General features: G+C 34.2%; 10 protein-coding genes and 1 tRNA gene. 4 read left to right on the forward strand and 7 right to left on the reverse strand.

Going from position 1 to position 12,288, the window contains the following annotated elements; translation table 11 throughout:
* The first annotated feature begins 13 nt into the window (after nt 1–13).
* Nucleotides 14–1,786: an SLC13 family permease gene (locus LU301_RS11485; protein ID WP_305270979.1), complete on the forward strand. Its 1,773-nt coding sequence runs from the start codon at nt 14–16 to the stop codon at nt 1,784–1,786.
* Nucleotides 1,787–1,849: 63 nt separating this feature from the next.
* Here the strand turns inward: LU301_RS11485 and xerD are convergent, their stop codons facing one another.
* Together xerD and LU301_RS11495 are read right to left on the reverse strand one after the other, a co-directional pair.
* On the reverse strand, nt 1,850–2,767 hold the full coding sequence (gene xerD, locus LU301_RS11490; protein ID WP_305270981.1) for a site-specific tyrosine recombinase XerD: 918 nt from the start codon (nt 2,765–2,767) through the stop codon (nt 1,850–1,852).
* A gap of 93 nt (nt 2,768–2,860) precedes the next feature.
* Nucleotides 2,861–3,394, reverse strand: a complete 534-nt coding sequence (locus LU301_RS11495; protein WP_305270986.1) for an inorganic diphosphatase — start codon at nt 3,392–3,394, stop codon at nt 2,861–2,863.
* A 210-nt stretch (nt 3,395–3,604) separates the two neighbouring features.
* On the opposite strand from LU301_RS11495, the gene LU301_RS11500 reads away from it, so the two are divergent.
* Genes LU301_RS11500 through LU301_RS11510 form a run of 3 tightly spaced genes read left to right on the forward strand, consistent with a single transcriptional unit; the run spans nt 3,605 to nt 7,423 of the window.
* A complete protein-coding gene (locus LU301_RS11500; protein WP_432525570.1) occupies nt 3,605–4,741 on the forward strand; it encodes a polysaccharide biosynthesis/export family protein in 1,137 nt (378 codons plus the stop codon).
* Between the two features lie 10 nt (nt 4,742–4,751).
* Nucleotides 4,752–5,180 (forward strand): low molecular weight protein-tyrosine-phosphatase, encoded by a 429-nt coding sequence (locus LU301_RS11505; protein WP_305270991.1) that lies wholly within the window; start codon nt 4,752–4,754, stop codon nt 5,178–5,180.
* 56 nt (nt 5,181–5,236) lie between these two features.
* Entirely contained in the window at nt 5,237–7,423 is a 2,187-nt protein-coding gene (locus LU301_RS11510) for a polysaccharide biosynthesis tyrosine autokinase (RefSeq protein WP_305270994.1), read from the forward strand.
* Nucleotides 7,424–7,759: 336 nt separating this feature from the next.
* Here LU301_RS11510 and LU301_RS11515 read toward each other — a convergent pair.
* The 5 genes from LU301_RS11515 to LU301_RS11535 form a co-directional block, all read right to left on the reverse strand.
* Nucleotides 7,760–7,834, reverse strand: a tRNA-Gln gene (locus LU301_RS11515).
* A 308-nt stretch (nt 7,835–8,142) separates the two neighbouring features.
* Nucleotides 8,143–10,305, reverse strand: a complete 2,163-nt coding sequence (dsbD, locus tag LU301_RS11520; RefSeq protein ID WP_305270997.1) for a protein-disulfide reductase DsbD — start codon at nt 10,303–10,305, stop codon at nt 8,143–8,145.
* 69 nt (nt 10,306–10,374) lie between these two features.
* Nucleotides 10,375–11,142 carry a transporter gene (locus LU301_RS11525; protein ID WP_305271000.1) on the reverse strand — a complete coding sequence of 256 codons (768 nt, stop codon included), beginning with the start codon at nt 11,140–11,142 and terminating at the stop codon, nt 10,375–10,377.
* 19 nt (nt 11,143–11,161) lie between these two features.
* The gene (locus LU301_RS11530; protein WP_305271003.1) at nt 11,162–11,722 is read right to left on the reverse strand and encodes an ankyrin repeat domain-containing protein; all 561 of its coding nucleotides are present in this window, start codon (nt 11,720–11,722) and stop codon (nt 11,162–11,164) included.
* Between the two features lie 139 nt (nt 11,723–11,861).
* Nucleotides 11,862–12,137, reverse strand: coding sequence for a hypothetical protein (locus LU301_RS11535; RefSeq protein WP_305271006.1), 276 nt, complete (start codon nt 12,135–12,137; stop codon nt 11,862–11,864).
* Nucleotides 12,138–12,288 lie beyond the last annotated feature (151 nt).

Here is a 12,288-nt window from a genome sequence, read left to right on the forward strand (position 1 = left end):
TACTGAGGTCAATATGTCTTGGGATATTGTGGCAACACTTGCTGTAACAGGTATTGCCGTTTTCTTATTTGCTACTGAAAAATTAAGAATGGATGCTGTTGCCATTTTAGTGCTGTGTTCATTGGTTATTTTAGGACAAGTTGATACATCAACTGCATTTAGTGGTTTTGCCAATTCAGCAACCGTAACCGTTGCTGCCATGTTTGTGCTTGCTGCTGGCTTACAAAATAGCGGTGCTTTAGATAATGTTGGCAGTTTATTATCTAAAGCTAAATCACCATGGATATTTTTGCTTACCTTGTTTGGCATCAATGCCGTGATTTCACCCTTTGTCAATAATACCGCAGTCGTGGCAGTATTAATTCCTCTTGTGATTGCCGCTGCACAAAATATTAAAATGGCACCATCTAAGGCATTGATTCCACTGTCATTCTCATCACAAATGGCAGGTGTTTGTACCTTGATTGGTACATCAACTAATTTATTGGTCAATGCCATTGCACAAAAACAAGGACATCAAGGCTTTGCTATGTTTGATTTTGCCTTGCTTGGTATGATTTTCTTTGTCGTTGGTATGGTCTATATATTATTGACTAGTAAGTTTTTATTACCAGAAACACGTTTGCAATTAGAAGATGGTGAAGGTTTTGGTAAATATGTGGCGGAACTTAAGGTCAATTCAGATTCTCCTTTGATTGGTAAAAGCACCTCTGAATCAGGATTAAATGATGAATTAAATTTATTTACCATTGGCGTGTTGCGTGATGGCGAACGCTTACCAACACCAAGTTATCAAGCATTACAAAAATACGATATTTTATTATTGCGTGGTGAATCAGAAAATTTACGCAAAGTGAGAGATAAATATGGTTTACATCATGTAGTCTATGGTCGCCGTGATAGCGATGATGATATTGATGACAGCTTAATGGTGGCAGAAATAATGATTTCGCCAACATCTCGTTGGTTAGGAGGCACAATTCCGATTTTACAAGAACGTTGGAATAAAAATGCAACGATTTTAGGTATGCAACGTCGCAGTAAAATCATTCGTGAACGTTTACGCCGTACATCATTTAAAGTGGGCGATATTTTATTACTAACCTTACCCAAAGAAGATATTTCGGCTTTGCGTAAAAATAAAGATTTTATTGTATTATCAGCACAGTTAGCTAAACCCGAAGGTAACTGGCGTGGTAAATTTGCGATGGGTGTGATGGTTGCAGTTGTTGCAAGTTCGAGTTTATTTGATATATCGATTGCTATTTGTGCCTTATTAGGTGCACTTGCCATGTGTGCCGCACGTTGCTTAACGCCTGACGAAGCCTATGAATCAATAGATTGGAAAATCATTTTGGTTTTAGCAGGCTTATTACCTTTGGGCGAAGCAATGGCAAATAGCGGAGCCGCACAATTTATTGTGGATAATACCTTAGGACAAATGACTTCTTTTGGTCCTTTAGTGGTATTAGCAGTATTATATTTATTAACAATGGTTTTAACAGAACTGATGAGTAATGCTGGGACTGCTGTATTAATGACACCCATTGCCATCTCAACCGCTCAAATGCTTGGTGTAGATGCTTCCCCATTCATCATTGCGGTAATGTTTGCCGCCGCAACCAGTTTTATGACACCTGTGGGTTATCAAACCAATACGATGGTTTATGGTGCAGGGGGATATAAATTTAGTGATTTTATCAAAATTGGTGTGCCATTGAATATTATTTATTGGATTGTTGGGGTGATTTGTATTCCATATTTCTTCCCATTTAATGTGCAATAAATCACGGCTTAAATAGCCTGATAATTTGATGTAAATCATCATTTTATCAGGCTTTTTTTATGATTAACCACGTGGATGATATAATTCATGTAGCTGTTGTAAACGATGTTGAGCAACGTGCGTATAAATTTGTGTGGTTGATAGATTTTCGTGTCCCAATAATAATTGTACGGTACGCAAATCAGCTCCATAATTCAACAAATGAGTAGCAAACGCATGACGTAAAGTATGTGGCGATAATTCTGCAGTAATTTTAGCTTGTAAGGCATAACGTTTAATCGCATACCAAAAATTTTGCCGACTCATAATCCCACCATGTTGGGTCAAAAATACATAATCGCTCTGACTTTTTAACAACAACGGACGAGATAATTTAAAATATTGTTGCAACCAAAATACCGCATTTTCGCCTAAAGGCACTAAACGCTCCTTATTCCCCTTGCCTAATGTTCGAATAAATCCATGATTTAAATCAATTAATTCTGTTTTTAATAACAATAGTTCCGATACACGCAAACCACAGGCATATAACACTTCTAACATAGCTTTATCTCTTAAGCCTAATACATCTTCAATATTCGGAGCATTAAGCAAAGCTATTACATCATCTTCTGATAATGCTTTTGGTAAAGGTGTTCCTAATTTTGGAATTTTATGTTCTTTTACAGGGTCATCATCTCTTAAATTTTGTAAGCGTAAAAACTTAAAAAATTGGCGTAATGCCGATAAAGTGCGTGCAATTGAACGTGGACTTTTTCCTTGTTTAGTGAGATACATCACCGCATCGCCAATATCAACACTTTTCCACTCAGTTAAAGCGTGTTGATGACTTGCTGTACATTGAATTAAATCTGAAAGATAAGCATTACGTGTGTGTGGACTAACATCTTGGGCAATTAAATAATCACGAAAACCATATAAAAATGGCATAGAATCAGGGATTTGTACAGGTGTTGGTGTGCGTGGTTTTTTGGCTATCATGATGATATTCCATAAAAAATGTCCATAATCTTGTGATGACCATTGAGCATCAATATGAGATTATGAACATTCTATTAATTTATCAAACAATACTTAAGCTTGTTCTTTCCAACGTTGTTGTGATTCTTTAATCACTTGTTTTGCTTCTTCAATATCGCCCCAATGTTCAACTTTGGTCGTGCCAGCTTTTTTCAAATCTTTATAGTGATTGAAATGGAACTCAATTTGCTTAATCAATTGAGCTGGCAAATCCGCTAAGCTATTGATTGCATTACCATTATTTCGGTCATCTGCAGGTACAACAACGATTTTATCATCAACTTCGCCATCATCAACAAATTTCATCACACCAATTACTTTGGCTTCCATAAAAATCCCTGTTGGTAATGGTTCTTCTGTGATGATTAAAGCATCTAATTCATCGCCATCTTCATCTAAAGTTTGTGGAATAAAACCATAATTGGTTGGTTTAGCAAATAATTTTGGCTCTACACGGTCAAGTTGCATCACGCCTAATTTGCGATTCCACTCGATTTTATTATTTGAACCTGCTGGAATTTCAATAACAACGTTAATAATACCGCCATCAACATCGCCTGCATCTAAAATTTGGTTAAAATCAGCCATTACATTATCCTGTTTAAGGTTTAAAAATGATAGGAATTATAACAATATTTATGTTTTTTCTCTAGCACTAATAAAACAACAAATTTATTCATTATTATTGATAATTATTATAAATTAATAAGTTAGATAATGCTAAACTTTATGGTATTTTTTGTATCTTTTATTTATTTTACATCGCTTTTATTTTATAATGACAAGTTAATTATCGATATGTACAGGGCTACTATTGTGAAATCTTATTCATCATTTTTTTTACCGTTCAGTTTATGTGTTTTGATAACTGGCTGTGCTATAGCACCTGGTTTTCAAACCTATGATTTACCAACTACTGGCTCATATCAAACCGAACAAGGTGCGATGGTGAATATTATACCAATTACACAACATAATTTAATGGAGATTAATCGTCCACAACCGATAACGCCTGTACCTAATAAAACACAAAATTTAGCAACATTATTTAGCAATAATACACCTGTACAATATCACTTACAACCTTATGATGTGTTATCTATTCAGATGTGGGCGTATCCTGAAATAACACCACCTATCACTATTAACAATGAAGTTGGTGCCAAATCAGCAGGTTATCAAATTGATGCCACAGGTCATATTGAATTACCATTAATTGGACGTTATAAAGCTTCGGGTAAAACGGTTGCACAAATCAGCAAAGAGTTACGTCAATTATTTGCACGCTATTTGACTCAACCTGACCCTATTGTTCGTGTGTTGTCCTATGAAAGCCAGCGTTATTCAGTACAAGGTAATGTTAATCGTAGCGGACAATTTTATTTTGATAACCAACCTGTGAGTGTTTACACCGCTTTAGGTTTAGCAGGTGGCATTAGCCAAACAGGAGACCAATCTGCCATTACTTTAATCCGCAATGGTGTAAGTTATCAACTAAATCCATTAGACTTAGAAAAAACTGGCTATTCTCTACATAAATTATTACTTAAGCCAAATGATACCTTATATGTAGGTGCCAAAGAAAATCAAAAAGTATATGTCATGGGTGAATCAGGTAAAAACCAAGCGATTACTTTGCGTGAACAAGGTATGACCTTAAGTGATACTTTGGGTGAAAGTTTAGGCGTAAATCCAATGTACGCAAGTGCGAAACGTATTTATATTTTGCGTACCGATTTAAATAGCAAACAAACGAATATCTATGTCATGGATTTAGCAACTTTAGGTAATTTTGGGTTAGCTAACCAATTTGCCATGAACCGTAATGATATTGTTTATGTCGATGCAACGGGTATTGCACGTTGGCAACGTATTGTCAGTCAATTAGTTCCATTCTCTAGTGCGATTAATAGTTTTGCACAACTCGGAAATTAAAGGTAAATTTATGAAATTTAATAATATCCTTGTAGTTTGTGTAGGCAATATTTGCCGTAGTCCAATGGCAGAATATTTTTTTAAAACCGCACGCCCAGAATTAAATATTTCATCAGCAGGTATTTCAGGTATGGTTGATTATCCTGCAGATGATAAAGCGATTTTGTGTATGGACCGCTTGAATATTGATATGCGTGAACATAAAGCACGTAAACTCAATGAACAACACGTTAAACAAGCTGATTTAATTTTAGTGATGAGTAGCAGACAGCAACAACATATTGAAAAAACATGGTCTTTTGCTAAAGGTAAAGTCTTTCGCTTAGGACATTGGCGTAATACCAATATTGCAGACCCTTATCAACATGACCAAGCATTTTTTGATGAAGTTTGTCAATTAATTCAAGATTCTGTGAATGATTGGAACCAGCGTATTTAACCATTATTTTTTAAGTAAACTAGCACCATCTATCGGCATAAGCAGAGTAATTTTACATGAAACATACAGGTCAAACAAATAACAATCATTCTGAAGATACCATTGATTTAAGGGAATTATTTTTTTCATTAGCTTATCAATGGAAGATGATTTCATTATGCTCAGTACTTGCATTATCAGCTGGAGCATTGTATTTACGTGCGACACCAGATACTTATGCCGTCAATGCTATGGTGCAAGTTGAATCTAAAAAAGGAGCTTCTGCTGCTTTATTGGGTGATTTATCAAGTATAATGGATCAAAGTTCACCCGCTCAAGCTGAAATTGAAATTTTAAAATCACGTATGATTTTAGGTCAAGTCATTGAGAATTTAAATTTAAATGTCTTAATTAATAGTCCAGACAATACATTATATAATCGCATTGTTCATCAGCCTAAATATCATACTGAATATCAACCAAATTATGTTGGTTTTTCTGATGGTACACAAACTTTTGCTGTTGATAAATTTAGTGTTCCAGAAATTTATGAAAATCAAAATTTAGTACTCAATTTACAAGATAAAAACTTTACTCTTGAAGATCATGAAGGTAAAGTTTTGCATAAAGGGGAAATTAATCAACCAACTTTTGACTCGACATGGAATTTAAATGTCTATAGTGAAAGTCCATCTCTCCATGGTCGTTATTATTTAAAGAAACTTTCAACTTCTGCAGCAGTCAATCATTTCATCAGTTCATATAATGTAGCAGAGAAAGGTAAAGCCTCTGGTATTATTCAACTAGGCTATCAAGGACAAGACAAAGAGCATTTAGTTAAAGTACTTAACCATGTATTACAAGTTTATAGTGCACAAAATATTGAACGTCGTGGTGCTGAAACAGCACAAACCTTGCGTGTGCTTGAAGAAAAATTACCTGAATTAAAAGCTCAACTTGATGAATCTGAACGTTTATATAATGAATTCCGTAGTCAAAATAATACCATTGATATTAAAAAGGAATCTGAATTATTCTTAAGCCAAACCATTACTTTAGAAACTAAAAAATTGGAATTGGAACAAAAACGTGCAGAATATTCAGCAAAATATACCAATGAACATCCAATGATGCAGGAATTAATCACACAAGAACAATCAATTAATCAAAAATTAGCTGAATTAAATTCTACATTAAAAGAAGTTCCCGATTTACAGCGTCAGCATTTACAGCTTTATCGAGATGTTGAAGTAAACACACAACTTTATACCAATTTGCTCAACTCTTATCAACAATTAAAAGTTGCTAAAGCAGGTGAAATTGGTTCAGTACGTATTATTGATACTGCTGTTATTCCTGAAAATCCAGTAAAACCGAAAAAAGCAATTATATTAGCTTTATCACTCATTGTAGGTGCATTTTTAGGCATATTATTAGCATTAGCGAAAAACTTATTACGTTCTGGTATTCGTTCTTCAGAAGAAATTGAAAATATGCTGGATATTCCAGTTTATGCTACTGTACCGCATTCAGATATCCAAGAAAGCCGTATTCGTGTATTACAGAAACGTAAATTTATTCCAGTATTAGCAGTTACCAAAAATGATGATGTTGCGATTGAAAGTTTAAAAAGCGTGCGTACCATTATTCACTTAAATTTAGCACAAATTAAAAACTCAATTATTAATATTTCTGGTCCTGCACCGGGAGTCGGTAAATCATTTATTTCTGCAAATTTAGCTGGATTATTCGCTTTAGGTGGACAACGCACACTCATTATCGATGCTGATTTACGCCGTGGTTATTTACATAAGTACTTTGCTCAAGAAGTTGGTACAGGTTTAACGCAATATTTATTAGAATCTACTAAACTTGATAATATCATCAGTAAAACTTCAATTGATGGCTTAGATTTTATCCAACGTGGTAAAGCAGCAAGTAATTCATCTGAATTATTAGGTTCTGTACGCTTTGAAAAATTAATTGAAGAATTACGCAAACGTTATGACCGTATTATTATTGATACACCACCTGTATTAGCTGTAACTGATGCTGTTTTAATTGGTAAACATAGTGATGTGAATTTACTTGTTGCACGTTATGCACAAACACAATTAAGTGAATTAGAAATTACCCTTAGCCGTTTCAAACAAGCTGGCTTGGCAATCAATGGTTTTGTTCTCAATGGTATTAAGAAAGAAGCTGGTTATAGATATGGCAACTATAATTATGCTTATAACTATACCGCAACCAAAGATGATTAAATCATTAATTTAAAAAAAAGCCTATCTGATGATAGGCTTTTTTTGATGATCAATAAATTACAAACGCTAATAATAGGTCATTGATGTTATATTTCAGTTGATTATCACGTTATCAATGAGCAGTAATGTAGTATTAAAAATACATATCATATCAATCGTTTAGATTTATATTGCAGTTATCGGTAGATTAAATATTTATTCAAGGGCTTAGAATATTCTAGGTCTTATTTAGCAATAAACCTAAAGAATGTAATGAGAAGGTGATAGATTTGTTTAGGTTTTTGTTATGTACTTAGTATAAAAAATATATAGAATAATTTTAAGTATAATAAAATATGGCAGGGGCGGCTGGATTCGAACCAACGGATGGCGGGATCAAAACCCGCTGCCTTACCACTTGGCGACGCCCCTTTAGGTTTAGTTATTCTAAAGCTAAAAAAGAGAATTGTCAAATCATAATTGATTTTATTGTATTTTTATTAAACAAATAGATGAAATAGAATGCTAGAGTAACATGAGTTCAGACTTAATATTTGAATAAACTGTTGAAAATAAAAGAATAAGTAGAGTTGAGTAGCAATTAAAGCTACACAAGACACACCATTTCGATAAATACTTGTAAAAGGTGCATCTAGCAAAACTTAATATTTCTCAACCCTAACTCCATCGCTTTAATCTGTCTTTTATAATGCCAGAAGAGCTGGTTGCACTTCAATTCATCAAAAATCATTGACTCGTTGCATAAACTCCGCTTGTTTAAAACTACCAGTTAAACGTAATTGGCGTAATTCTTGCCCTTGTTCATCTAAAAACATTACCGTTGGTGGTCCTAGTACTTCTAAGCTATCTAATAACGCTTGATGCTCTGGGTCATATTCACTTAAATCCAATTTGATTAAATAGTAGCCTTGCAAGGCATTTTGTACATCAGCTTGTTTAAACATACGCTCAATTGGCTGGCATGATACACACCAATCGGCATACACATCAATCAGTACTTTTTGACCTTGAGCAGTGGCAAGGGTCTGTTGTAATTGCTGTGCTTGCGTAACCTTATGCCATTGTAATTGTTGTACTGCAATTTGATTTTGAGGCTGATGTTGCTGATAATGGTAATAACCAATAGCCATTAAACTAGCGACTACACTTAAGGCATAGATGGTTTTAAGTACTAACGATTTCCACATAAATTTATATAAAATATAAGCGACAGCACTTAACGCTAAAATCGTCATTAGCATTTGATACATAACAGTCGGTATTAATGGACGGATAAAATATAATGCCAGTGCCAACATCACAAAACCAAAAAATACTTTGACTTGGTTCATCCACATACCTGCTTTCGGTAAGGCTTTTTCCCCTAAAATACTAACGAGTAGTAATGGAATCCCCATACCAAAACCCATGCTAAATAGTAACATAGCCCCTTGCCATTGATGTTCACTCTGTGAGATAAAAAGTAACACGCCTGCCAATGGTGCAGTCATACATGGACCAACTAATAATGCTGATAACATACCCATGATACCCGCACTGACGAGTGTTCCACCTTGTTGCAATGATTGCCAATGGTCTAAACGTTGTACAATACGATTAGGTAATTTAATTTCAAATGCACCAAATAAATTAATGGCAAAAATCACAAATAAAATCGCAAAACCAATCACCGTTGCAGGTTGCTGTAACCAACGCTGTAAGCCTAAACCTGCACTACTAGCAATAAAACCCATGACCGCATAAACACTTGCCATGCTGAGTACAAAGACTAAAGCAATGGTCCATGCTTTGACACCTTTATGTTCACGAACTAATAATGAACTTAAAATTGGTATCATTGGTAATGAACACGGCGTAAATGCCAATAAAAAGCCTAGACCTAAAAACAATAAGACAGCATAACCAAAAGAATGTTGCTGTAATTGTTGTAACCAATGTTGGTCTTCAGCAACTATTTGTGATGGCTTAGATGTTGAAGTTTGATTATTTGGCATTAAATTTGACGATGATAATGCGGTGTCATCACTTTGATTTAGGATATTTTCATTATGAATATCATCATTGCTTTGATCATTGGCTGATGATGGATTTTGTGTATCATCAGCCAGTTTTTTATCATCTAATTTAAGTTTGGATTGATTTTGATTTGATTCAATAGTCGTTTGAATTTCGGTCGTTTGTTCGTTATTTTTTAACGAATTTTTATCATTTTTTTTCTCATCGGCTGTTTTACTAGCAGATTGTTTTTCATCTACTTTTTGAGATGTTGTTGATGATTTTTTATCATCAAGTTTAGTATTGGATTTATCATCAGTTTTAGCATTAGCTTTATCTTGGTTTTTATCATTAGGCTTTTCATCAACCAACATTGTTTTAGTTTGCTCGCCTAAGCCTGTTGTAGGCGTGTTGCTTTCTGTTGTTTTAGATTGCATAAAAACGCTATTGGACTTTGTCGTTTTTAAACTAAAGCCTGATTGTGGGCTAATCACTGCTCCTGTTGCATCAGTTTGAAATTGCATACGTTGTGGTGCATAGCAAATTTGGTCTTTAGCACAACCTTGCCACATCACTGTATATGTTTGATTTTTATCAACTTTTATATTAAATGATAATTTATTCCAATACACTTGACTATGTCCAAAATTTTCATCGTATTGGCTCACACCTTTGGGTAATTTTAACTTGATGGCTTTATTGTTCTGTTGTACTGAAATTTTTTGTTGATATAAATAATAATCAGGTTGAATATTCCACGTTAAAGTCGCTTGTTGTGGTACATCAGATTGTACTGAAAATTGGAAAGCTTTGTTTGCAGGTAATAATTCGGCATAAGCCATATGACTAAACATTAAACTTAATGTTAAAAAGGTAAGATAACGCATAATTTTCAACCTATAGTTCAAATAAAAAAGCTAGAGTTTCCCCTAGCTTAAACTAAGAAAAATCTCTGTTTAAAAGAAGAGTGAAAAGCCTAAACCAGTATTGTAACTACGTTGTTCACTTGTGTTTAAATCTACACCAATACTAGCATCGACTTGGGCTTTATCATTAATGGTATAGACCACACCAGTTGCTAATGATTTTTGATTTTTCTGACTTTCAGTTTTGGTATAAACAAATTCAGAATAACCACTCCATTTGTCATTAAATTGATAGCCTAAAGTTGGAATAGCTTGGATTGTCCAATTTGCACCATCTTCAAAACTATAATTCATGGTTAATGCTGTACTTACAATATCATCATATTGATATTCTAATGATGAACCTAAAGAATAACTATCATTCTCCGCCTTAAACTCATCATCACCTGTGTTAAAATTAACTTGAGCTAATAATGCCCATTTTAAGCGTTCATCTTTTAAATCAATGGCTTTTTTGACCGCAACAAAACTATCACCTAAGCCTTCGACATCAGATTTTACACCGTTTACATCGGTTTGTTGCCAAGTATAACCATTCCAGCCAAGTTGTAATTCAAAACCACCACCTAAGCCTGTGCGTAATTGTGTATCGGTATTTAATGTCCAAGTTTTACTCTTTTGACCATTGTCATTGGTTTCAGTATAGTTTGCGGTTGGTAAACCTTGTTCCCAAACCACATGACCAACAGGTGTAATACCTGTACCAAAACCAGTACCCGGACGGTCAAAAGCAAATTCATACGCCATTGCTGAACTAGTAATGACCGATAAAGCAACACATGAAATTAATTTTTTCATTACATAATCCTTCTATGATTTAAGATTTTAAAGCGGTTGATACTTCTAACTCTTTACTCATTTTAGCACCGTTTTCACGGAGTAACTGGAGTGTTTGTTGAATTTCAGGATATACACCATACCAATCAATTTCATCAAAATCACATTCAAAAAATAATTGGCTAATTGATGATAAAATCGTTAAACCTTCATCATCTAAAGTGTTTGGATTGACATTTTCATCAAGTAAACGTTGTACCATAGGAACACAACACGCACTTGCACAATCCCAAAGTGGTCCATAAAACTCTTCATTATCCCATAAATGCACATTAGCACCTGCTTGAATGAGTGCATCTAAAATATCAACATAGACTTTAACGCTAGCTAACTTTTCCTGCTCACTTAAGGCATGACCTGCTTCATAGGCATCACTAATTTTTTCCCACCAGTCATATAAACGGTCAGTTAAAAGTGATACGACAGGTACGCCATGTTCAGTTAAAAAATTAGGTTCAACTTCGCTTAACAGTTGCTTAACCGCTTCTGTATTTAAATCTTGAATAGCATCCACAAGGGCTTGTTGCTGATCAGCTAACATATAAACTCACTTTAGGTGATAATACCTGAATTTGGTTATTGTGTTTGGTTTTTTATGCTCAAATTATCATAAAAAAATCTAAAGCAGGTAAATATAACATCATTTACCTGCTTTTAGATATTGTACACTTTTTTAAAAATTATTGCTGTGTTTTCTTATCATCAGCTGTTGCTTTTGTTGCATCTGTTTCTGTTGTTGCAGTCGCTTCTGTTGAAGTTGCCTGTTGTGCTTTTTGCTGTGTCAAGGCTTCCTGCTGACGTTTTACTTGCTGACTTGGCATATAGTCAGGTTCAGACGTTGCCGCCATAAAAAAGCCAAATAAAAATAAACCGAAAAACAATGCACCTGCAATTACACCTTTATAGCCCCAAATTGATTTCTCTGGTGCTGTTTCATTTAAGTTATCATGACTCATTTTAGCCAACCCATTATTAAAAATAAATTATCCTATTATAGCAAATAATGATTATATTATATACTCAATTAACCATCAAATTTACTCAAAAATGAAAATAAATTGTTGATTGCCGTTCATCATAAATTCGCTTACAATAATGATATTATCA

It is taken from the genome of Moraxella sp. ZY210820 (genome assembly GCF_030674635.1).
GTDB lineage: Bacteria > Pseudomonadota > Gammaproteobacteria > Pseudomonadales > Moraxellaceae > Acinetobacter.